The 22,609-nt window shown below is 70.1% G+C and carries 20 protein-coding genes and 2 pseudogenes; 11 read left to right on the top strand and 11 right to left on the bottom strand.

Annotation, left to right across the window (positions count from 1 at the left end; genetic code table 11):
- Positions 1–83 precede the first annotated feature (83 nt).
- Positions 84–428, bottom strand: coding sequence for an aminopeptidase (locus G6N56_RS05710; RefSeq protein WP_085253610.1), 345 nt, complete (start codon positions 426–428; stop codon positions 84–86).
- A 143-nt stretch (positions 429–571) separates the two neighbouring features.
- Between G6N56_RS05710 and G6N56_RS05705 the strand changes: the two genes are divergently transcribed.
- Positions 572–1,039 (top strand): SRPBCC family protein, encoded by a 468-nt coding sequence (locus G6N56_RS05705; protein WP_232069217.1) that lies wholly within the window; start codon positions 572–574, stop codon positions 1,037–1,039.
- Positions 1,040–1,043: 4 nt separating this feature from the next.
- Positions 1,044–2,633 carry a phytoene desaturase family protein gene (locus tag G6N56_RS05700; RefSeq protein ID WP_085253612.1) on the top strand — a complete coding sequence of 530 codons (1,590 nt, stop codon included), beginning with the start codon at positions 1,044–1,046 and terminating at the stop codon, positions 2,631–2,633.
- 8 nt (positions 2,634–2,641) lie between these two features.
- Here the strand turns inward: G6N56_RS05700 and G6N56_RS05695 are convergent, their stop codons facing one another.
- Positions 2,642–4,183, bottom strand: a complete 1,542-nt coding sequence (locus tag G6N56_RS05695) for a leucyl aminopeptidase (protein ID WP_085253631.1) — start codon at positions 4,181–4,183, stop codon at positions 2,642–2,644.
- Positions 4,184–4,201: 18 nt separating this feature from the next.
- A pseudogene (locus G6N56_RS05690) lies at positions 4,202–4,937 on the bottom strand (adenylate/guanylate cyclase domain-containing protein); the annotation flags it as partial.
- Between the two features lie 41 nt (positions 4,938–4,978).
- On the opposite strand from G6N56_RS05690, the gene gcvT reads away from it, so the two are divergent.
- Both gcvT and G6N56_RS05680 read left to right on the top strand, forming a co-directional pair.
- On the top strand, positions 4,979–6,076 hold the full coding sequence (gene gcvT, locus G6N56_RS05685; protein ID WP_085253613.1) for a glycine cleavage system aminomethyltransferase GcvT: 1,098 nt from the start codon (positions 4,979–4,981) through the stop codon (positions 6,074–6,076).
- Positions 6,077–6,099: 23 nt separating this feature from the next.
- Positions 6,100–7,206, top strand: coding sequence for a branched-chain amino acid aminotransferase (locus tag G6N56_RS05680; RefSeq protein WP_085253632.1), 1,107 nt, complete (start codon positions 6,100–6,102; stop codon positions 7,204–7,206).
- 64 nt (positions 7,207–7,270) lie between these two features.
- On the opposite strand, the gene G6N56_RS05675 is transcribed toward G6N56_RS05680, so the two are convergent.
- The 4 genes from G6N56_RS05675 to G6N56_RS05660 are packed head-to-tail and all read right to left on the bottom strand — an operon-like array spanning position 7,271 to position 10,303.
- Complete coding sequence (locus G6N56_RS05675) at positions 7,271–8,017, bottom strand: adenosylcobinamide-GDP ribazoletransferase (protein WP_085253614.1); 747 nt, start codon at positions 8,015–8,017, stop codon at positions 7,271–7,273.
- Positions 8,014–9,063 carry a nicotinate-nucleotide--dimethylbenzimidazole phosphoribosyltransferase gene (gene cobT, locus G6N56_RS05670; RefSeq protein ID WP_408632691.1) on the bottom strand — a complete coding sequence of 350 codons (1,050 nt, stop codon included), beginning with the start codon at positions 9,061–9,063 and terminating at the stop codon, positions 8,014–8,016. Before cobT ends, G6N56_RS05675 begins: the two co-directional genes overlap by 4 nt.
- Complete coding sequence (locus tag G6N56_RS05665) at positions 9,060–9,596, bottom strand: bifunctional adenosylcobinamide kinase/adenosylcobinamide-phosphate guanylyltransferase (protein ID WP_085253616.1); 537 nt, start codon at positions 9,594–9,596, stop codon at positions 9,060–9,062. Before G6N56_RS05665 ends, cobT begins: the two co-directional genes overlap by 4 nt.
- Before the next feature lie 26 nt (positions 9,597–9,622).
- A complete protein-coding gene (locus tag G6N56_RS05660) occupies positions 9,623–10,303 on the bottom strand; it encodes a DUF3043 domain-containing protein (RefSeq protein WP_085253617.1) in 681 nt (226 codons plus the stop codon).
- Positions 10,304–10,484: 181 nt separating this feature from the next.
- On the opposite strand from G6N56_RS05660, the gene G6N56_RS05655 reads away from it, so the two are divergent.
- On the top strand, positions 10,485–11,561 hold the full coding sequence (locus G6N56_RS05655; protein ID WP_085253633.1) for a glycerate kinase family protein: 1,077 nt from the start codon (positions 10,485–10,487) through the stop codon (positions 11,559–11,561).
- A gap of 69 nt (positions 11,562–11,630) precedes the next feature.
- On the top strand, positions 11,631–11,987 hold the full coding sequence (locus G6N56_RS05650) for a HesB/IscA family protein (RefSeq protein WP_085253618.1): 357 nt from the start codon (positions 11,631–11,633) through the stop codon (positions 11,985–11,987).
- Between the two features lie 16 nt (positions 11,988–12,003).
- Here G6N56_RS05650 and G6N56_RS05645 read toward each other — a convergent pair whose 3' ends face one another.
- A complete protein-coding gene (locus G6N56_RS05645) occupies positions 12,004–12,672 on the bottom strand; it encodes an Rv0361 family membrane protein (protein WP_085253619.1) in 669 nt (222 codons plus the stop codon).
- Between the two features lie 180 nt (positions 12,673–12,852).
- On the opposite strand from G6N56_RS05645, the gene G6N56_RS05640 reads away from it, so the two are divergent.
- Entirely contained in the window at positions 12,853–13,827 is a 975-nt protein-coding gene (locus G6N56_RS05640; protein WP_085253620.1) for a carbohydrate kinase family protein, read from the top strand.
- 67 nt (positions 13,828–13,894) lie between these two features.
- Here the strand turns inward: G6N56_RS05640 and asnB are convergent, their stop codons facing one another.
- Complete coding sequence (gene asnB, locus G6N56_RS05635; protein ID WP_085253621.1) at positions 13,895–15,829, bottom strand: asparagine synthase (glutamine-hydrolyzing); 1,935 nt, start codon at positions 15,827–15,829, stop codon at positions 13,895–13,897.
- 156 nt (positions 15,830–15,985) lie between these two features.
- Here asnB and ctaC point away from each other — a divergent pair.
- The 4 genes and pseudogenes from ctaC to G6N56_RS05610 all read left to right on the top strand — a co-directional run.
- Positions 15,986–17,097, top strand: a pseudogene (gene ctaC, locus G6N56_RS05625) (aa3-type cytochrome oxidase subunit II); the annotation flags it as partial.
- Between the two features lie 11 nt (positions 17,098–17,108).
- The gene (locus tag G6N56_RS05620) at positions 17,109–17,528 is read left to right on the top strand and encodes a cytochrome c oxidase subunit 4 (RefSeq protein WP_085253624.1); all 420 of its coding nucleotides are present in this window, start codon (positions 17,109–17,111) and stop codon (positions 17,526–17,528) included.
- Positions 17,529–17,710: 182 nt separating this feature from the next.
- The gene (locus G6N56_RS05615; RefSeq protein WP_085253625.1) at positions 17,711–18,667 is read left to right on the top strand and encodes an MmpS family transport accessory protein; all 957 of its coding nucleotides are present in this window, start codon (positions 17,711–17,713) and stop codon (positions 18,665–18,667) included.
- Complete coding sequence (locus G6N56_RS05610; protein WP_085253626.1) at positions 18,667–19,308, top strand: DUF2561 family protein; 642 nt, start codon at positions 18,667–18,669, stop codon at positions 19,306–19,308. Before G6N56_RS05615 ends, G6N56_RS05610 begins: the two co-directional genes overlap by 1 nt.
- 355 nt (positions 19,309–19,663) lie before the next feature.
- Here the strand turns inward: G6N56_RS05610 and qcrB are convergent, their stop codons facing one another.
- Both qcrB and qcrA read right to left on the bottom strand, forming a co-directional pair.
- Positions 19,664–21,358: a cytochrome bc1 complex cytochrome b subunit gene (gene qcrB, locus G6N56_RS05605; RefSeq protein ID WP_085253627.1), complete on the bottom strand. Its 1,695-nt coding sequence runs from the start codon at positions 21,356–21,358 to the stop codon at positions 19,664–19,666.
- Positions 21,355–22,560: a cytochrome bc1 complex Rieske iron-sulfur subunit gene (gene qcrA, locus G6N56_RS05600; RefSeq protein WP_085253628.1), complete on the bottom strand. Its 1,206-nt coding sequence runs from the start codon at positions 22,558–22,560 to the stop codon at positions 21,355–21,357. The genes qcrB and qcrA overlap by 4 nt, the downstream gene beginning before the upstream one ends.
- Positions 22,561–22,609: the final 49 nt, after the last annotated feature.

The raw sequence follows: 22,609 nt of genomic DNA, 5'->3' as shown, positions 1-22,609 counted from the left end.
CGTATGAATCCACCGGGGTGATGTGCGACCGTCACCGCAGTTTCGGTTCGGCGCGGGCGCGGCGGCCGCGCAGGCCATCCCCTCTAGACGCCCGTTCGCGGCGCCCCTTGCCGGCTCATCAGCAGCGGGCCGGCGATCGCGATGATCCCCAGGACCGCCAGCGGGATCGTCCAGGTTCGCCGGCTGCCCACCGCCGACTGGCACTGCGCGACGTAGTCGGTGTGCGGCACGATCTGGTTCAGGATCGGCACGTTCGCCACGCCCGTGTTGTTGGCGTTTCTGGCTTCGGAGAGGTCCTCGGCGACCGCGTTGCCGCAACCGACGGAATGGCCGTTGGGATCCGACACCGACACCGGGACCAGCAGCCCGATCACACCCGCCAGCAAGAGCACGGCGCCCACCGCGATGATCAACCGTCGCACCGTCATGATTCGCCTCCAGATCGCAGCCCGTTCGTAACGGCCTAATAGCCACTGGCTCCGACGGCTAAACCGCCCGGGGGTGGCGCCCGCGCATTATTCGCGCCGACACGGGTACCCGTAGGCATCATGCCGGTGCGAAAGGATGGTCGATGACAACGACCCGACAGATGGCCACGACACGAGAGGTGAGGGCTTCCCGCCAGCAGATCTGGGACGCGATGGCCAACGGATGGACGTACGCGCAGTGGGTGGTGGGCAACAGCCGCACCCGGGCCGTGGACCCGAAATGGCCCGAGCCGGGCTCGGCGATCAAGCACTCGGTGGGGGTGTGGCCGCTGGTCATCAGCGACCAGACCGTGGTCGAAAGCTGCACGCCCGGTGAGGAACTCGTGCTGCGCGCGGGCATCGGACCGCTCGGCGCCATGCTGATCACGCTGCGCCTCGAGGACCTGCCGGACGGCGGGTGCCGGATCGAAATGATCGAGACACCGGCCGAGGGACCGGTCAACCTCATCCCGGACCGCCTGGTGCTGGCCGCCGTGTACCCGCGCAACCGCGAGTGTCTGTGGCGGCTGACCGCGCTCGCCGAGCGCCTCGAGCCGAGCCAGGTCAAATAGGCGCGTGGCCGAGACCGTCGACGCCGTCGTCATCGGAGCCGGACACCACGGACTGGTCGCCGCGGCGATGCTCGCCGACGCGGGCTGGGACGTGCTGGTGCTCGAAGCCCAGCCGGAACCGGGCGGCGCGGTGCGCAGCGCCGAGCTGACGCCGGGCTACATCACCGACCTGTTCAGCTCCTACTACCCGATGACGGTGGCCTCGCCCGCGATGGCGGCGCTGCAACTGGAAGACCACGGGCTGCGTTGGTCGCACGCGCCCGCGGTGCTCGGGCATCCCCGCGACCCGGACGACGACGACCCGCCGATGGTCTACCACGACCCCGCCCGCACCGCGGCCGAACTGGCCCGGCGCGAGCCCGCCGACGGCGACAACTGGTGGCGCGTCGTCGAGCTGTGGCAGAAGATCAAGGCGCCGCTGCTGGACGCCATGCTGGCGCCGTTCCCGCCGGTGCGCCCGATGATCCGGCTGCTGCGCAGGCTTGGCACGTCGGATGCGCTGCGGCTGGCGCGCCTGCTGGTGCAGCCCGCCGACGCGATGGCCGACCAGTTGTTCGACGGAAACGCGCCGCGAGTGTTGTTGATGGGCAACGCAATGCACGCCGACGTCCCGCCCGATGCCCCGATCAGCGGCGCCATGGGCTTCCTGATGACGATGCTGGCCCAGGACGGCGGGTGGCCGGTGCCGGTCGGCGGATCCGGTCAGCTGACGGCCGCGCTGGTCAACCGGGCCCGGTCGGCAGGCGCGCGAATCGACTGCAATCACAACGTTTCTCGCATCGAGGTGAGCGGCGGCCGCGCGGTGGGTGTGACAACGACGGACGGGCGCGCGGTGCGGGCGCGCCGTGCGGTCGTGGCGGACGTGACGGCGCCGCGGCTGTTCTGCGAGATGCTGCCCGCGGACGCGGTGCCGGCCAAGCTGCGTCGGGATTTCGAGAACTACATCTGGGACCCGTCGGTGGTGAAGGTGAACTATGCCCTGAACGGGCGCATCCCGTGGCGGGGCAGGGCCCTGCAAGGCGCGGGGACCGTGCACCTCGGGGCCGACGGCGACGGGCTGGTGCGCTGGATGGCCGACCTGAACACCAAGGTGGTGCCCGAGCGCCCGTTCATGCTGCTCGGCCAGACCACCACCGCCGACCCGACCAGGTCCCCGCCGGGCACCGAAAGCGTCTGGGCCTACACGCATTTGCCACGCAACATCAACGACGACGCTTCGGCCGAGCAACTCGCCAAGTCGATGGACCAGGTCATCGAAGAACACGCGCCGGGGTTCGGTGCTGCGGTGATCGACCGGTTCGTGCAGCGTCCGTCGGACCTGGAGGCCAGCGACGCGAACCTGCATCTCGGCGCCCTCAACGGCGGAACCGCGCAACTGCCGCAGATGCTGATCTTCCGGCCGGCGCCCGGGCTGGGCCGGGCCGAAACCCCGGTGGAACGGCTCTATCTGGGCAGCGCGTCGGCCACCCCGGGCGGCTCGGTGCACGGCGCCTGTGGGCGTAACGCGGCGAGGGCCGCGCTGGCCGCCGACGGTGTGACGGGCTGGCCGCGCCGCCGGGTCAACCGCGCGGTGCTGTCGCTGCTGACGAAGTAGCGCCGGCCTCAGCCGTTCTGGGCGATGTCCTCGATCACGGCGAACATGGTCCGCGTCGGCACGCCGGTGGCGCCCTTCGGCGAATACCCCCAGGGGCTGCCGGTGTTGTACGCCGGACCGGCCACATCGATGTGTGCCCAGTCCACCCCGTCGGCCACGAACTCGCGCAGGAACACCCCGGCGACCAGCATGCCGGCGAAGCGCTGACCGCTGATGTTCGACAGGTCGGCGACGGTCGATTTCAGCTCGTCCTTGAGCTCGTCGGGCAGCGGCATCGGCCAGCCGTTCTCGCCGACCCGCTGCGAGATCGCGGCGACCCGATCGCGGAACTCGTCGCTGCCCATCACCCCGGGGATCCGGGCGCCCAGCGCCACCGTCTGCGCGCCAGTCAGGGTGGACGTCTCGATCAGGTAATCCGGGTTGTCCTCGCACGCGCGGACGATCGCGTCGGCCAGGATCAGCCGGCCCTCGGCGTCGGTGTTCTGCACCTCGACCGTGATGCCGCCGTACTGGGTCAGCACGTCGCCGGGCCGCTGCGCCGTGCCCGACGGCATGTTCTCGGCCATCGGCACCGTGGCGATCACGTCGATCGGCAGCTGCAGCTGCGCGGCCAGGACGACTGTCGCGATCACCGCGGCGGCGCCGCCCATGTCGGAAGTCATGTGCTGCATTCCCGCCGCCGGCTTGATCGAGATGCCGCCGGTGTCGAAGGTGACGCCCTTGCCGACCAGCGCGACCCGCTTGGCCTTGCCCCGCCTGCCCTTGGCGCCCCGGTGGGTGAGGCGCACCAGCCGCGGCGGCCGCGAGGAGCCCTGGCCGACGCCGATCACCCCGCCGTAACCCGCCCTCTGCAGCGCCTTCTCGTCGAGCACCTGCACCTCGAGGCCGGCGGCCTCACCCAAAGCCTTTGCCCGGGCGGCGAACTCGGCAGGGAACAGGTGGCTGGGGGGAGTGTTGACGAAGTCGCGCGCGGTGGCGACCGCGGTCGCGACGGCCGCCGCGTGCGCCGCCTCCTTCTTGGCATCCCTGCCGGTGGCGAGCACGGTGATCTTGCGCAGCCCCTTGTCCTTCGGCGCCGTCTTCGGGCTGCGGAAGTCGGTGAACCGGTAGCTGCCGAGGATCAGGCCCTCGACGGCGGCCTCGCAGACGCCCTCGCCGGGCAACTCGGCCAGCGTGGTGAGTACCGCCTCGGCGCCGCCGAGCGACCGGGCGGCGACCCCGGCGGCCCGGCGAATGGTGTCGGCCGGCCACGCCGATCTCGGCTTGCCCAGGCCGACGGCCAGCACGCTGGCCACCGGCAGCGACGGCACCACCAGGCGGTGCACCTGTTCGCTGCCGCCCGTGGCGTCCAGCGCCCGCAGCCCGGCCTCGATCTCGGCGATCGCGTCGGCGGAGAGGAACGGTCCGGCCGACGCCACGGCGGCGCCGGGGCGCTCGTCGTCGCCGGTCGAGACGACCGGCACGATCAGGACGGCGGAACCCACGCCCCGCTTGGGCAGCGATGTCGCGACGGTGACGGCAGGAGACTGATAACCCGGTTCGGTGGACACGGAAAACACCCTAGTCACCGCGGGCGCCGCTCGGCTCGGCGCGTCCCGGGCCCGCAGCTCGAAGGCGGGCACGGGGGCGTCAAAACCTTTGAGGCTCAACGGCCCATGGGCCACTACGGGCCAGGCCGGCAATTCCTCGTGCAACTGCGACGAGGCCAGGACCTGGCCGGGCGCCGCGGCCGCCACCAAACGCGTGGCCAGGATGACGGGGGTGCCGAAGTAGTCCCCGTTGATGGTCAGGACGGTGCCGAACGCGAGACCGGCGCGCACCTGCAGGCCCGCCTCCCGGGCCCGCGGATGTTCGACGAGGTCGATCGCCGCCCGGGCGAGCCGCTGGGGGCGACGCACTCACCCACATCACCTCGTCGCCGAGCACTCGCAGCAGGCCGAACGCGCCGTCCTCGCCGACGATGCCCTTGAGCGCGACCCACGTCGACAGGGCGTCGACGTCGGCCTGGCTCAGCGCGGGAACGTCCGGTCCGGCGACGGTCAGGCCGGGCAGCCCCCACGCGTGTGCCACGTCGGCAGCCGACAGGCCGAGCCGCTCGGCCGCGGTCTGCAGCGTGTAGATCGGGGCGCCCGACCACTGCAGCACGTCACCGGCCAGGCCGAAGAGCCGGCCGCGGCGTTCGGCCTCGACCATCTCGGCGACCGTGAACCCGAGCCCGGCCAGGCACTTGATCAGGTCGGTGCGCTCGCGCGGATCGGCGATCCCGGCGGCCGCCAGCGCCGCGAAGTCCGGGGAATCGGCCACCCGCCCAAGTGTGCCGGCATGGGCGATTAGGGTGAATCGTCGTGACCGACGAGCTGCAGCACGGACCCCTGGAAGATCGCCACCGCGACCTGGGCGCCGCCTTCGCCGAATTCGGCGGCTGGCTGATGCCGGTGTCCTACGCCGGCACCGTCAGCGAGCACAACGCGACCCGCAACGCCGTCGGCCTGTTCGACGTCAGTCACCTCGGCAAGGCGTTGGTCCGCGGACCGGGCGCCGCCGGCTTCGTCAACTCCGCGCTCACCAACGACCTCGGCCGCATCGGGCCCGGCAAGGCGCAATACACGTTGTGCTGCAATGACTCCGGGGGCGTGATCGACGACCTGATCGCCTACTACGTCGACGACGACGAGATCTTCCTGGTGCCCAACGCCGCCAACACCGCCGCGGTGGTCGAGGCGCTGCGGGCCGCCGCCCCGGCGGGCGTGACCGTCACCAACCAGCACCGCTCCTACGCGGTCCTGGCCGTCCAGGGGCCGCGGTCGCCGGGCGTGCTCACCGAGCTCGGCCTGCCCGCCGACATGGACTACATGGCCTACGTCGACGCCTCCTACGCGGGTGTCCCGGTGCGGGTGTGCCGCACCGGATACACGGGCGAGCACGGCTACGAGCTGCTCCCGCCGTGGGACTCCGCGGGTGTCGTGTTCGACGCGCTCGCCGCGGCGGTGAGCGCCGCCGGCGGCGAGCCGGCCGGCCTGGGCGCGCGCGACACCCTGCGCACCGAGATGGGTTACCCGTTGCACGGGCACGAACTTTCGCTCGACATCTCGCCGCTGCAGGCCCGCTGCGGCTGGGCGATCGGCTGGAAGAAGGACGCGTTCTTCGGCCGGGACGCGCTGCTGGCCGAGAAGGCCGCGGGTCCGCGGCGGCTGCTGCGCGGCCTGCGGATGGTCGGCCGCGGCGTGCTGCGGCCCGGTCTGACCGTGCTCGCCGGGGACACGCCGGTCGGGGTCACCACGTCCGGCACGTTTTCGCCGACGCTGCAGGTCGGGATCGGGCTGGCGTTGATCGACACCGACGCCGGCGTCGACGACGGTCAGCGCGTCACCGTCGACGTCCGCGGCCGGGCCGTCGAGTGCGAAGTGGTGCGCCCGCCGTTCGTCGACACCAAAACCCGGTAGCAGACGCATATAGAATCATGCCCATGACCAGCGGCTCCCTCGAGTTCACGGTGTCGCGCTCGGCCCATCCCGCGACGGACGCCGAGCGCGAATCCATCCTGGCTGAGCCGGGTTTCGGGAAATATTTCACCGACCACATGGTGTCGATCGACTACGCGGAGGGCCGGGGCTGGCACAACGCGCGGGTGATTCCGTACGGTCCGATCGAGCTGGATCCGTCGGCCATCGTCCTGCACTACGCGCAGGAGGTCTTCGAGGGGCTGAAGGCCTACCGCTGGGCCGACGGTTCGATCGTGTCGTTTCGCGCCGAGGCCAACGCGGCCCGGATGCGGGGGTCGGCGCGGCGGCTCGCCATGCCCGAGCTGCCCGACGAGCTGTTCATGGGGTCGCTGTGCCAGCTGGTCGCGGTGGACAGCGCCTGGGTGCCCGCGGTCGGCGGGGAGGAGGCGCTCTACCTGCGGCCGTTCATGATCGCCACCGAGCCGGGGTTGGGGGTGCGTCCGTCCAAGCAGTACCGCTACCTGCTGATCGCCTCGCCGGCTGGGGCGTATTTCAAGGGCGGCGTCAGCCCGGTGACCGTGTGGGTCTCGACGGACTACGTGCGGGCGAGCCCCGGCGGCACGGGCGCGGCCAAGTTTGGCGGCAATTACGCCGCCTCGCTGCTGGCTCAGGCCGAGGCCGCGGACAACGGGTGCGACCAGGTGGTGTGGCTGGACGCCGTCGAACGGCGGTACGTCGAGGAGATGGGCGGGATGAACATCTTCTTCGTGTTCGGCAGCGGCGGCTCCGCGCGGCTGGTCACCCCCGAGCTGTCCGGTTCGCTGTTGCCCGGCATCACCCGGGATTCCTTGCTGCAGTTGGCCATCGACGCCGGGTTCTCCGTCGAGGAACGCAAGATCGACATCGACGAATGGCAGAAGAAGGCCGCCGCCGGCGAGATCACCGAGGTGTTCGCCTGCGGCACGGCCGCGGTCATCACTCCCGTGTCGCGGGTGAAGTACGGCGACAGCGACTTCACCGTCGCCGACGGCCAGCCGGGTGAGGTGACGATGGCGCTGCGCGACACGCTCACCGGCATCCAGCGCGGCACCTTCGCCGACACCCACGGCTGGATGGCCCGGCTTGGCTAACTAGCGCGAGCAGACGCAAAAGCCCCCTCGTGCGCGGCGTGTCGGGGGCTTTTGCGTCTGCTCGTCAGTGAAAAGCGGCCAGCGCCACCGCGCACACCGTCGTCGTCAGTTCGATCGCGGCGCCCAGCACGTCGCCGGTGATGCCGCCGAACCGGTGCACGCAATGAGCGACCAGCCCCGCCCCGCAGCCCAGCGCCACGAGCACCGCGACCGGTCCCTGCCACGGCCGCGGGCCCGCCACCAGCGCGAAGGCGAGCAGTACCGCCACCCAGGCCGCCGCGATGGGCAGCGGTTGACTGCCGGCCACCCGCACGCCCAGGGCGCTGCCCTCGGCCGAGGGGATTGACCGGCGGCAGGCCAGCACCGACGCAACGCGCCCGGCGGCCACGGCGATGACGATCGCCGCCGGCCGCCCCGCCGCCCCGAGCGCCGCGAACGCAAGCCCTTGCAGCAGGATCACCATCGCGACGGCCGCCACCCCGAACGGCCCGGTCGACCCGTCGCGCATCACCGCCAGCGCACGCGGCGGGGGGCCGTAGCAACCCAGCCCGTCGGCCGTGTCGGCCACGCCGTCGATGTGCAGGCCGCGGGTCGCAAGTAGCAGGGCGGCCACGGCCAGCAGCCCGGGCAGCGCGCTGGGCGGGCCGAAGGCCAGCCCGCCGCCCCACGTCACGGCCGCGGCCAGCGCCCCCAGGGCGGCGCCCACGGCCGGCAGCGCGGTCATCGCGCCGCGGCCCATCGGCGCGTCGCCGCCGCGCGGGACCGGCAGGACCGTTCCGAACGCGAACGCCGTTGCCAGTGAGCGGATCACGACGCCGACGGGCCGGAGACGCCGGCGCCCGTGAACGTCGCCATCGACGAGAGCGTGGCCACCGCCGCGCGCAGCACCGGCAGCGCGAGCGCGGCCCCGGTTCCTTCTCCGAGGCGCATGCGCAGGTCGAGGATCGGGTCCAGGTGGAGTGCGGCCAGGGCCAGTGCGTGTGCGGGCTCGGTGGACCGGTGACCGGCCTGCCACCACTGGCGGGCGCCGGGCGCCAGGTGCTCCGCAACCAGCGCGGCGGCCGTCACCGCCAACCCGTCGAGCAGCAACGGGGTGCGCCGCACCGCCGCCTGGGCGCAGAACCCCGCCAGCGCGGCGAGGTCCGCGCCGCCGCAGGAACGCAGCAGCGCGACGGGATCCGGCAGGACCGGACGCGCGCGGAACAGCGCGTCCCGGATCGCGGCCGTCTTGCGCGCCCAGCCCGCGTCGTCGATCCCGGTGCCGAAACCGACGACCGCGACGGGCTCGGCGTTGGTCAGCGCGGCCACCAGCACCGCCGCCGCGGTGGTGTTCCCGATCCCCATGTCGCCGGCGATGAGCAGGTCGGCGCCCGAATCCACCTCGTCGTCGGCGATCGCCCGGCCGGCCGCGATCGCGGCGGCGGTCTCCTCGTCGGTGAGCGCGTCGTGCGCCGTGATGTCGCCGCTGCCGCGCCGCACCTTGTGGGCGCCGATCTGCGGCGACAGTGGGTCGGAGTCGACCGCGAGATCCGCGATCCGCACCGTCGCGCCGGCGATGCCGGCCAACACGTTGATCGCGGCGCCGCCGGCGTCGATGTTGGCGACCATCTGGGCGGTCACCTCGGCCGGATAGGCCGAGACCCCGGACCGCGCAACGCCGTGGTCACCGGCGAACACCACCACCCGGGCGCGTTCGAATTGCCTTGGCGGACAATGTCCCTGGCACGCCGCGACCCACACCGACAGGTCCTCCAGCCGGCCGAGGGCGCCGCGGGGCTTGGTCAGCGTGTCCTGTCGCGCGCGGGCGGCCGCGGCGGTCCCCTCGTCCGGCGGTGACACCGGTGGGAAGTCCATCAGCCGCCCGCCCGCTTGATCGGCAGCGCCTGCCCGGCGACCACCAGCACCACCTCGTCGCACAGCGCGGCCATGCGCTGGTTGAGGCTGCCCAGCTCGTCGGCGAACCGGCGTCCCGACTCGGTCGCGGGCACGACGGTCAGGCCCACCTCCGGGCTGACCAGCACGAGCGCCGCCGCGTAAGCGTCGACGGCAGACAGCAAATCGTCGACCGGCCCGGCGACGGAACCGCCCGCCCACGCGTTGTCGCGGTCCAGCGCGCAGGTCAGCCACCCGCCCAGGTCGTCGACGAGCGTCGGGAGCTTCCGGGCGTCGCGCAACTGCCCAGCGACGTCGGCGGTCTCGACCGTGGACCAGTGTGTGGGCCGGCGGCCGCGGTGTGTCTCGACCCGCCGCGCCCAGGCCGCGTCGTCGCCCACGGCCGGACCGGGGGCCAGGTAGCGCACCGGCCCGTCCGGCGGCACCGACCGGGCGATGGCGCCCTCCGCCCACCGGGATTTGCCCGACCTGATTCCGCCGAGCACCAGCGTGCGCACCGGGTCAGAAGGCGCCGGCACGCCGGTCAGTCGACACGGCTGCCGCGCTCCACCTGGGGCTTGGGCGCGCGCATCCGCCGCATCTGCGAAGCGCGCCCGGCGGCGTAAAGACCTAGCTTCCAACGGCTTTCGGTGTTGTCGGGGAACTTCTCGTCGACCATCCTGCTCACCTTGCGGCCCAGGATGAGCCCGTCGGCACCCATCACGGCCATGAGCACCAGCATCGCCGGGGAGACGTAGAGCTGCAGCTGCGGGAGGGCGAACATGACGAACAGCAGCGCGAGCGTCGACGGCATGAACAACCCGAGGGCGTTGCGCCGGGAGTCGACGATGTCGCGCGCATAGCGCCGCACGGGCCCCTGATCGCGCGGCAGCAGGTAGGCCTCTTCGCCGGCCATCATCCGCTCGCGCCGCTCGGTCATGCGGGCGCGGCTGGCGGTGCGGTCGGCCCTGCGCTCCGCGCGGCTGAGCTTGGGGCCGGACAGCGCCTTGCGGCGGGCCCGCGCCTCGGCGGAGGTCATCGGCGCGGGCGCGACCGGCTTACGCCGGATGTCGTTTCGCTTGGGCGTCGGCCGCCCCTTCGGTCCGGTCCTGCGCGAGCCGCCAAGTGCGGCGTCCGGCGAACCGGCGGCGTCGGCCACGCCCTGGGCGGCGCCCGCAGCCTCGGCGTCTTCTTCCTGGCCCTTCTTGCGGCCCATCAGCTTCACAGTCGCCAGGTTACTGTGCAGTTGTTCGGTACCGAAATTGTCTCGACTGCGTATCTATTAGGCATGCGCCAGCCGACTCGTTGGCCCTACCCTTATCTCTAATGAACGGCTACCTGTGATGAATGGCACCATGGCCCCGGATGACGTCGGCCCCGCGCCCGGCCGCCTCCAGTTACCGGCCATGTTGGTGTTGGTGGCCCCCGATTGCTACGGCGACACCCTGTCGGCCGTGGAGGCCGCCGCCGCCATCGCCACCGGGTGGACCCGCTCCCGCCCGGCCGATAGGTTCATCGTCGCCCCGCAGTCCGACGGGGGCCCCGGCTTCGTCGAGGTGCTGGCCGAGCGGCTAGGGGGGAAGCGGCGGTTGCGGGTATCCGGGCCGCTCGACGACGCGGTGACCGCCGAGTGGGTGTACGACCACGCTTCCATGACGGCCTACCTGGAGTGTGCGCAGGCGTGCGGACTGGCCCTGCTGGACGGTCCGCCCACCGCGGAAACCGCGCTGGCGGCCCACAGCAGGGGCGTCGGGCAGCTCATCGCCGAGGCGCTGCGCATCGGGGCCAGACGGATCGTGGTCGGCCTCGGCGGCAGCGCGTGCAGTGACGGCGGCCAGGGCATGATCACCGAACTCGGCGGCCTCGCCGCGGCCCGCGAAAAGCTGGCCGACGTCGACCTGATCGCCGCCTCGGACACCGAATACCCGCTGGTCGGGCCGTGGGGCGCGGCCAGGGTGTTCGGGCCGCAGAAGGGCGCGGACACGGCCGCGGTCGCGGCCATGGAGGTCCGGCTGGAGGCGTGGGCGCTCGAATTGGAGGCCTTCGCCGGACGCGACGTCAGCTCGGAGCCCGGGGCGGCCGCCGCGGGCGGCATCGGCGCGGGACTGCTCGCGCTCGGCGGCCGCTGCGAGTCCGGCGCGGCGATCATCGCCGAGCACACGCACCTGGCCGACGACCTCGAGACCGCCGACATGATCCTCACCGGCGAGGGCCGGTTCGACGAGCAGTCCCTGCACGGAAAGGTGGTCGGCTCGCTCGTCGGCGCCGCCACGCCGCTGGGAATCCCGGTGATCGTGCTGGCCGGCCAGGTCGGGCTGGAGAACTCGGTGGTGCGCTCGTCGGGCATCATGTCGGCCCTGTCGATCGCCGACTACGCCGGATCCGTGCGGTTGGCGCAGGCCGACGCGGCCAATCAGCTCATGGGATTGGCGTCACAGGTGGCCGCGAGGCTCGGGAATAGCGGTCCTGCAAGGTACCGTTGAGGATGTGGGTTCTGCCCTGATTGCGCACCCGCGGAGACCCACCAAACAATTAGGCATGTAGGAGAAGCAATGACGGTGCAAAACGAGTCGACCGCCAAGACCCACGGCGTGATCCTGACCGAGGCCGCCGCCTCCAAGGCGAAGTCCCTGCTCGACCAGGAGGGGCGCGACGACCTGGCGCTGCGCATCGCGGTCCAGCCGGGCGGGTGCGCCGGGCTGCGCTACAACCTCTTCTTCGACGACCGGGCGCTGGACGGCGATCTGACAGCGGAGTTCGGCGGTGTGACCCTGACGGTGGACCGGATGAGCGCGCCGTACGTTGAGGGCGCCTCCATCGACTTCGTCGACACCATCGAGAAGCAGGGCTTCACGATCGACAACCCCAACGCCACGGGCTCCTGCGCCTGCGGCGACTCGTTCAACTGACCCGGTAGGGGTCCCGCTAGTACGTTCCGCCGGTGCGCAGCACGTAAGAGCACACCGTGATCTGGCCGCGCTGAAACAGCATCTGCGCGATGCCCTGAACCTGATCGCGCGTCGGTCCGCCCGTGGCCGGCCTGACGCGCATGGTGAACAGCGCCTGCGCCTGGTACTGCGACAGGTACACGATCTTGTCGATCGAGGTCACGTCGACCTCGGAGAACTGCTTGCGGAACGCGTCGCTGCTCAGGCGCGCCAAGGCCTGGTCGGAGCGCTTGTCTCGGACGCCGTCGTACATGCCGCACAGGGCGTTACGGACGATCTCGTCTACGTCGCGACGCTCGAGCGCCGTCAGGTAGCCCTGGATCGCGGATTTGGTCGCCCCTTCGGAGAACGCGCCGCCGGTGCCGGCCCCGTTGGTGCGGACCCCGTACACGATCGCCATCGTCAGCGCCGCCACCACCGCGAGGGCCAGCGCGATGCCGATGACCAACCGCCGCTTGGATCGCCGTACCGGGTACGGCACCGGCGCCTGACCGGGATAATTGGCCGGTGGGGGTCCCGGGTCGCCGCCGGCGGGATTGAAGGGCGGGGCGCCGGGGTCGGGGGGATACTCGAGTGGACGGGTCTCCCCGGGGGGTTGATGTCCGGAGCTGCCGACAGCGTCGTTCGGCGGGTGCGGACCGGCCATCGAAGGTCTCCTACGGTGGTAGACGGGACCACGAGCGGGCTTAGCGCCCGCGTTCGGGTTCCAGCGACGTGGTTGCTCTAGGGCAGGCTAGCGCACGCGTTTCCGCCGACCGCGGAAACAACGGTGGTAGATGGGGCGTGAGTAAGCTAGGCAGCCTTACTAACGAAGGGTGGAATTTTCGTGACGATCGTGGTGACAGGTTCGATAGCGACGGACCATCTGATGCGGTTTCCGGGCAAGTTTTCCGAGCAGCTGCTGCCCGAGCACCTGCACAAGGTGTCGCTCAGCTTCCTGGTCGACGACCTGGTGATCCACCGGGGCGGGGTAGCCGGGAACATCGCGTTCGCCATCGGTGTGCTGGGCGGTGACGTCGCGCTGGTCGGCGCGGCCGGCAAGGACTTCGCCAACTACCGCGAATGGCTGCAGGCCCACGGCGTCAACTGCGATAGCGTCCTGATCTCTGACGCGGCGCACACGGCACGCTTCACCTGCACCACCGACGTCGACATGGCCCAGATCGCGTCGTTCTACCCCGGCGCCATGTCCGAGGCCCGCAACATCAAGCTGGCCGACGTGGTGTCGGCCATCGGCGCGCCGGATCTGGTGATCGTCGGCGCCAACGACCCCGACGCCATGCGGGTGCACACCGACGAGTGCCGCAAGCTCGGGCTGCCCTTCGCCGCCGACCCCTCCCAGCAGCTGGCCCGGCTGTCCGGGGACGAGATTCGCACGCTGGTGGACGGTGCCAAGTACCTGTTCACCAACGACTACGAATGGGACCTGATGCTGTCCAAGACCGGCTGGACCGAGGCCGACGTGATGGCGCAGGTCGAGCTGCGGGTGACCACGCTCGGCCCCAAGGGCGTCGACATCGTCGAGCCCGACGGGACCATCACGCACGTCGACGTGGTCCCCGAGACCAGCCAGGTGGACCCCACCGGCGTCGGTGACGCCTTCCGGGCCGGCTTCCTGACCGGGCGCAGCGCGGGGCTGAGCCTGGAGCGTTCCGCGCAGCTCGGCTCGCTGGTCGCCGTGCTGGTGCTGGAGTCGACCGGGACCCAGGAGTGGAAGTGGGACCACGAGGTCGCGGCCACCCGGCTGGCCGGGGCCTACGGCGACGACGCCGCCGCCGAGATCACCGCGGTGCTCGCCTAAGCCCGGCCAGCAGACGCAAAAACACCCGTGAATCGGCGTGTCGCGGTGCTTTTGCGTCTGCTCGGCGCTAGAGCTGAACGGGGTAGACGGGCTCGCTGATCTGCGGAGTCACGCTGTGCTCGACGAAGATCGCGTGCCACAGCATGAAGATCAGCAGCGTCCATAGCCGGCGGCTGTGATCGCTGACGCCGTTGCGGTGCTCGTCGAGCATGCGCCGCACGGCGTCCAGGTCCACCAGGTGACCGGCTTGCGACGCCGCCACTAGCGCGTGGGCCCACTCGAGCAGTTCGCCCGCGCGCAGCCAATGCCGGATCGGCACCGGGAAGCCGAGCTTGGGCCGGTGCAGCACATGCGCCGGGACGATCGGCTCCAGCGCGCGCCGCAGCGCGTACTTCGTGGTGGTGCGGGTGATCTTGGCGTCGACGGGCAACCGGGAGGCGACGGCGAACACCTCCGGGTCCAGGAACGGGACGCGGAGTTCCAGCGAGTTGGCCATCGTCATCTTGTCGGCCTTGACCAGGATGTCGCCGCGCAGCCAGGTGAACAGGTCGACGTGCTGCATGCGGGCCACCGGGTCCCAGCCCGCCGACTCGGCGTACACCGGCGCGGTCACGTCGGTGTGCGTCCAGTCGGGACGGAACCCCGGGAGCACGTCGCGCAGCTGGGCGTCGGAGAAGCTGCGCGCGTTGCCGTAGTACCGCTCCTCGAGCGTCAGGGACCCGCGGTGCAGCAGGCTCTTGCCGCGCAGGCCCTCCGGCAGCGGCTTGGACACCTTGCCCATCGAGCGCCGCAGCGGCCGGGGCAGGTAGTCGAACGGCTTGAGCGACAGCGGCTCCCGGTAGATCGTGTAGCCGCCGAACAGCTCGTCGGCGCCCTCCCCGGACAGCACCACCTTGACGTGCTTGCGGGCCTCGCGAGCGACGAAGAACAGGGGCACCAGCGCGGGGTCGGCGACCGGCTCGTCGAGGTACCAGACGATTTCGGGCAGGGCGGCGACGAACTCCTCCGGGTGGACCACCTTGGCGATGTGGCGCGCGCCGATCGCCTCCGCCGACGCCACCGCCACGTCGATCTCGGAGAACCCCTCCCGCTCGAAACCGGTGGTGAACGTGATCAGCCGCGGGTTGTGCCGGATGGCCAGCGCCGCGATGGCCGTCGAGTCGATCCCTCCGGACAGGAACGCCCCCACCGTGACGTCGGCGCGCATGTGCTTGGCGACCGAATCCTCGAGTACCGCGGTGATCTCGTCGTACCGGGCCTGCTCGGTGTCGCGGGTGATCGGCGTGGCCGCGAATCGCGGCGTGAAGTACCGGGTGACCTGGGGGAGTTGCCCCGGCCGGATGCGGGCGTAGCAACCCGATTCCAGCCGGCGCACGCCGCGGTGCAGCGTCTCGGGTTCCGGCACGTATTGCAGCACCGTGTAGTGCTGCACCGCGCGCTCGTCGATGCGGGTGTCGAAGCCGATCAGCTCGGCCAGGTCCAACAGACACTTCTTCTCGCTGGCCACGGCCGTGCCCCCGGCGCCCGTCGCCACGAACAGCGGCTTGATGCCGAAAGGGTCACGCGCGCACAACAACTCGTTGGCGACGGTGTCCCACAGCGCGAAGGCGAACATGCCGCGCAGCCGCGTCAGCACCTCGGTGCCCCAGTGGTGGTAGCCGGCGACGATCGCCTCGCCGTCGCCGTCGGTGGCAAAGGCCGCGCCGTACTGGGCGGTCAGCTCCTCGCGCAGCTCGAGGTAGTTGTAGATCTCGCCGTTGAACACCAACACGTAGCGATCGGGCGCGTCCGGGGGACCCCAGCGCAGCGGCTGGTGCGAGTGGGCGATGTCGATGATGGAGAGCCGGTTGAACCCGAAGACGACGGATCCGTCGCCGTCGGACCAGGTTCCCGGCTCGTCGGGCCCGCGGTGGCGCATCAGGTGCGACGAGCGCGCGATGGCGTCGTCGGCATCGTTGACCGAACCGGCCGGGCCCGCGACGAACGCCAACAGTCCACACACGGCGCCCCAGTATGCCGCACTTCGGCGGCGTGTGTGGCCGGCGCACCCGGGAGGTCGCGAAGCGCCCATCCGGCCGACCCGCCGGGGTTTCTTCGCCCGCGTCAGCGGCGTGGTCTACGCTGCGTAGTATTCGATATCCGAGCAGGAGGCGCCGACGTGACACCTCGCGGGCAGGTCCGTTCGCAACGTATGTCGCAGGGCAGGTTAAGGGGCCTTTTGCGCGACCGTTCCCGACGCGCTGACCGGACCCTCGGCCGTCGTCTTCGGCCGCTCGCGCTGGCCGGGACCCTGGGCGTGCTGGCCGTCAGCCTGAGCGGCTGCAGCTGGACGCACGTGCTGGCGATGGGCTGGCCCGAGGGTGTCACTCCGCAGGCCCACTGGAACCGGGAACTGTGGATCGGATCGGTGATCGCGGCCCTGGCCGTCGGCGTCATCGTGTGGGGCCTGATGTTCTGGTCGTCGGCCTTTCACCGGAAGAAGGCCACCGACACCGAGCTGCCCCGGCAGTTCGGCTACAACATGCCCCTGGAACTGGTGCTCACGGTCACCCCGTTCCTCATCATCTCGGTGCTCTTCTACTTCACCGTGGTGGTGCAGGAGAAGATGCTGCACGTCGACAAGGACCCCGAGGTGGTGATCGACGTCACGGCCTTCCAGTGGAACTGGAAGTTCGGTTACCAGCGCGTCGACTTCAAGGACGGCACGCTGACATACGACGGCACCGACCTGGCCCGGAAGAACGCCATGGTGTCCAAGCCGGAAGGCAAGGACGCCCACGGGGAGGAGCGCGTCGGGCCCATTCGCGGGCTCAACACCTCGGACCGGACGTACCTGAACTTCGACAAGGTGGAGACCCTCGGGACGCCCACCGAAATCCCCGTTTTGGTGTTGCCCACCGGCAAACGCATTCAGTTCCGGCTGGCGTCGGCGGACGTCGTTCACACGTTCTGGGTGCCCGAATTCCTGTTCAAGCGCGACGTCATTCCCAACGCGGAGGCAAACAACTCCGTCAACGTCTTCCAGGTCGACGAGATCACCAAGCCCGGTGCGTTTGTGGGGCACTGCGCCGAATTCTGCGGCACCTACCACTCCATGATGAACTTCGAGGTGCGTGCGGTGGCGCCCAACGATTTCAAGGCGTACATGCAGCAGCGGATGGGCGGAAAGAACAACGCCGAGGCTTTGCAGGCGATCGCGCAGCCGCCGCTGGCGGTGACCACCCACCCGTTTGACACGCGTCGCGGCGAACTGACCCAAAGCCAGTAGGTGAGGACCCCCAATGCATATCGAAGCCAGGCTATTCGAATTCGTCGCCGGGTTTTTCGTCTTCGCGGCGGTGCTGTACACGGTGCTGACCGCGCTCTTCGCCACCGGCGGCACTGAGTGGGCCGGCGCCACCGCGCTGGCGCTGACCGGCGGCCTCGCCTTGATCGTGGCGACCTTCTTCCGGTTCGTCGCGCGCCGGATCGACACCCGGCCCGAGGACTACGAGGGCGCCGAGATCAGTGATGGCGCAGGCGAATTGGGATTTTTCAGCCCGCACAGCTGGTGGCCGATCCTCATTGCGCTGTCCGGCTCGGTGGCCGCGGTGGGCATCGCGCTCTGGTTGCCTTGGCTGATCGCCGCCGGGGTGGCCTTCATCCTCGCGTCCGTCGCCGGCCTGGTGTTCGAGTACTACATCGGGCCCGAGAAGCACTGACTTGCGCCTCGAAGGTCACAATCAGGGCACCAGTTGATCGGTGGGCCTTCGCCGGGAGGTCTTTGCTCCACACCGTTCGGTAGGGTTTGCCCAAGCACCATGAGGAATTCCCAAGCGCGCGCGCAACGAGGTAACCGCGGGGCCCCGCGCGCTGGTGAAGCAGTCGGACAGGGCAGGCAAGAATGAGCGGGCCGAATCCCCCGGAATGGGAGCCGGAAGAAGCGAATTCCGCGGGCGACCTCGGCGCGGGCCCGGATTCCGGCGGCCGGCCCCACGACCAATGGGAGCCCCACGACGATTCGGATTCCGCCGGCGACCTGGAACCATTCGACGACAGCACCGAGATTCCGGCGGCGGATCAGACGGGCCAGACGGACGCGTATTCCCGGGCCTACTCGGCGCCGGAATCGGAACATTTCGTCACCGGGCCCTACGTGCCGGCGGACCCGCGGCTCTACGACTACGAGGGATACGACGACTCGTCGGATTTCGACGACGAGCACCGCGCCCCGCGCTGGCCCTGGGTGGTCGGGGTCGCCGCGATCGTGGCCGCGATCGCGCTCGTGGTGTCGGTGTCCCTGCTGGTCGCCGGGACCGACACCAACAAGCTGGCCACCCCCGGCACCACCACCCCGTCCATGCCGCCGATGCAAGACGAGATAACCACCACCAAGGCGCCGCCCCCGCCGCCTCCGAGCACCCCGCCACCACCGCCCAGCCCCGAGACCCCGACAGCCACGGAGACCCAGACAGTGACGGTGACACCCAGCCCTCCGCCGCCACCGCCGCCGCCCGCGACGTCCACCGCGGCGCCGCCGCCGGTGACCACGACCGCGGCTCCGCCGCCGACGACCACCACCCCGGCAGGCCCGCGACAGGTGACGTACTCGGTGACGGGCACGAAAGCGCCGGGCGACATCATCTCCGTGACCTACGTCGACGCCTCGGGGCGGCGGCGCACGCAGCACAACGTGTACATCCCATGGTCCATCACGGTCACCCCGATATCGCAGTCCGATGTCGGCTCGGTCGAGGCGTCCAGCCTGTTCCGGGTGAGCAAACTCAACTGCTCGATCACCACAAGTGACGGAACGGTGCTCTCGTCGAACACCAACGACGGACCGCAGACGAACTGCTGATGGTCAGCAGATACGCCGCATACCGGCGCGGCGACGACAGCATTCCGCCGGAAGTCATCGACCGGATCCTGATCGCGTCGTGCGCCGCCGTCTGGCTGGTCTGGCTGGGCGTCAGCGTGGCCGCCGTGGTCGCGCTGGTGGATCTGGGCCGGGGGTTCCACAAGGCTTCCAGCAGCCCACACACCACCTGGGTGCTGTACGCCGTGATCATCGTGTCCGCACTGATCATTGCCGGTGCAGTTCCGGTCCTGATTCGGGCTCGTCGCATGTCGCAGGCCGAGCCGGCCGCTCAGGCGATGACCGCCCCTGGAGGCCCCGGCAGGCCTCCCGTGCGGCTGGGGGGAGCGGGGTTGCGTCCCAGGCCCGAACGGGCCCATCAGGCGCGGGTGCAATCCACCGGTGTGGCCGGGGAATGGTCGGGGACCGCGGTGGATCGGATCTGGTTGCGCGGCACCGTCTTGCTGGCGGGCACCATGGGCGTTGCCCTGATCGCGGTCGCGGCCGCGACGTATCTGATGGCCGTGGGTCACGACGGCGCGTCCTGGGTGGGTTACGGGCTCGCCGGCGCCGTCGCCGCGGGGTTGCCGGCCGTCGAGTGGGTGCACATTCGGCAGCTCAGGCGCGTGGTCGCCGAGGGCTGACGGGCCGTCGCCGCACACTCGAAGTTGTTGCGGCTGGCGTCTTGGGCGTGTGGCTGGGTAGGCGACACGCCGAGTGGGGCCGCCGCCAGCGCACGCTCGAGGCCCTGAGCGCACACTCGAAGTTGTTGCGGGATAGTTGAAGTCGTTGAGGGTGACTGGAACGCCACGGGCATTTGAGTGTGCGTTCAAGGCGTTGACTGTGCGCCTGGGTAGGCGACATGCCGACGAGCGCCGCCCTCAGCGCACACTGGAAGCCCACAACGCACATAGGACACCAGTTAACCGCCCTTCGGACGGGCATGTGCCCCAACGCAACGGGGGCCGCGCAATCGCGCGGCCCCCGTGGTCGATCCGGCTAATGCTCCCCGTCTGACCCATTCGAGCCGACGCTGCTTTCCTGGTGTTCGCGCAGCGCGGTGAGCAGACGGTGCTCCGAGGTGTGCGCCGCCTCGCGCAACGCCGCATCCTCCGACGCCGGGTCGGCGCGCAGGAAGCTACCGCTACCGGGCGATCCACCCGAGCCCAGCTTGTTCATCCGCTTGGGCAGGGCGGCACCCTGGTAGGCCAGCGGCAACGGGTGACCGTGATCGTCGACGGGGCCGAGCGGCTGGTGCAGCTCGACGTACGCCCCGTGCGGCAACCGCTTGATGATCCCGGTCTCGATGCCGTGCTCCAGCACCTCACGGTCGCTGCGCTGCAACCCGATGCACCACCGGTAGGTGATGAAGTAGACGAACGGCGGCAGGATCACCATCCCGATGCGCCCGATCCACGTGGTCGCGTTCAGCGAGATCTCGAACTTGAACGCGATGATGTCGTTCATCGCCGCCAGCGTCAGCAGCATGTAGAACGAGATCGCCATCGCGCCGATCGACGTGCGCACCGGAACGTCCCGGGGCCGCTGCAGCAGGTTGTGGTGCGCCTTGTCGCCGCTGAACCGCTTTTCCAGGAACGGGTAGATGATCAGCAGGATGAAGATCAGGCCCATGATGAGCGCCACCCAGACCGCTGCCGGAATGGTGTGGTGCCAGAAGTAAAACTCCCATGGCGGCCAGATGCGCGCCAGGCCTTCGGTCCACATCATGTAGAAGTCGGGCTGCGAGCCGGCCGAGACGTGAGATGGCTTGTAGGGGCCCAGGTTCCAGATCGGGTTGATCTGCAGCAGGCCGCCCATCAGGCCGAGCACGCCGACGATCGCCGCGAAGAACGCGCCGGACTTGACCGCGAAGATCGGCATGACCCGCACGCCGACCACGTTGTGCTCCGTGCGGCCCGGGCCGGGGAACTGGGTGTGCTTCTGGAACCACACCATCGCCAGGTGCAGCCCGATGAGCGCCAGGATGATCCCCGGCAGCAGCAGGATGTGCAGGGCGTACATGCGCGGGATGATGTAGCCCGCCGTCGCGCACTCGTTGCCCACGCCCCCACAGGGGAAGTCGCCGCCGAACAGCGCCCAGTGCAGCCAGGTGCCGATCACCGGCATCCCCAACGTGATCGAGGACAGGGCGGCGCGCAGCCCGATGCCGGACAGCAGGTCGTCGGGCAGCGAGTAGCCGAAGTAACCCTCGAACATGGCCAGGATCAGCAGCAGCGAGCCGATGACCCAGTTGGCCTCACGCGGCCGCCGGAAGGCACCGGTGAAGAAGATGCGGGCCAGGTGCACCATGATCGACGCGGCGAAGATCAGCGCCGCCCAGTGGTGAACCTGGCGGACGAACAGGCCGCCCCGCACCTCGAAGGAGATGTCGAGCGTCGAGGCGAAGGCCTTCGACATATCGACGCCGCGCAGCGGTTGGTAGGCGCCGTTGTACGTGACCTCGGCCATCGATGGGTCGAAGAACAGGGTCAGGTAGACGCCGGTGAGCAGCAACACGATGAAGCTGTACATCGCGATCTCACCCAGCAGGAACGACCAGTGCGTCGGGAAGACCTTGTTGAGCTGCCTGCGGACGGCCGCCGCCGGGTGATAGCGGGTGTCGATTTCCTCACCCTGGCGGGCCAGCACATCGCCGATCTTGGGCGGCTTGGGGGGACTCAGTTTTGGACTCATGATGTCGTGCGCTCCCAGAATGCCGGTCCGACGGGCTCGACGAAGTCACCGTTGGCAACCAGATACCCGTTGGAGTCGATCGTGATGGGCAGTTGCGCCAACGCGCGCGCCGCCGGGCCGAAGATCGGCTTGGCGAAGTGCAGGGCGTCGAACTGCGACTGGTGGCAAGGGCACAGGATTCGGTAGGACTGCTCTTCGTAAAGCGATGCCGGGCACCCCAGATGCGAGCACACCTTGGTGTAGGCGAACAGCTCGCCGAAGTTGAAGCTCTCCTGGCCCTGCCGCTTGACCACGCGCGACATGTCGGTGGGCCGGATCCGGATGAGCATGACGGGGTTGCGGACGCCCTGGTTGATCGCGCGGAGCTTCTCCTGCGATTCCGGGGTGGTCCCGTCGCCGTCGGATTCGCGCCACGGGAAGACCGTCTCCATGCCGCCGGCGTCGATGTCCTCGGGGCGCATCTTGATGAACGGCGAGTTGGTGGCAGAGCCGGTGGCCCGGGCGAGGTAAATGGTCTCGCCCTTGTACTTCGGGGTCCAGCCCGACGTCCACAGGACCGCCTTCTTGCCGTCGGCGGTGGGCACGACCGGCTTCCACGGGTTCTTGATCAGGCCGCCCGCAAACGCCACCAGGGTGGACAGCCCGAAGGCGCCCATGCCCACACCGAGCGACAACCCGATGAGCTTGCGCCGCCCGACCGTGGAGCCCTCGAACGCGTCGGTCAGGTTGGCCACCACGGTCTTGCGGTCGATGTCGCGGGACACCCCGTCGTGGCGCTGCTGGATCGAGATCTCTTCGGGGATAAAGCGTTTCTGGTAGAGGATCGTGCCGATGGCGATCGACAGGATCGACATCCCGAAGGTCAGCCCGTACAGCGGCGTGGCCAGGTCATACAGCAGGCTGCCCGGGGCGCTCTTCGGCTTGTACTCCCACGGCCAGAACAGGAAGACCAGCAGCAGCGCCAGCCCGAAGCCGCCACCCAGCAGCAACCACCGCGCAACCGAGCGCTCGGCACGCTTCTCGGCCTTCGTGCCCTCGACGGGCCAGCGCGGGACCTTGAAGACGGTCTCGACGCCGTCGAGCTTGCCGCCCAACGCGACCAGCTCGTCGTGCGACATCGCGGCCAGGGCCGCCTCGTCGGGTTCCTGGGGTCCGCCCGTGCCCTTGTCGGTGTCAGAGCCCACGGCGTTCGCGTCGCTCATTTTGCGCCGTTCCTCCACATCGCTTCGTTTCGCATCGTCTCGGCGCGGG

Origin of the sequence: Mycobacterium saskatchewanense, assembly GCF_010729105.1 — a bacterium.
Taxonomy (GTDB): Bacteria; Actinomycetota; Actinomycetes; order Mycobacteriales; family Mycobacteriaceae; genus Mycobacterium; species Mycobacterium saskatchewanense.
Note: the sequence above shows the minus strand (reverse complement) of the source record. Positions and strands in the feature narration are given on the sequence as shown.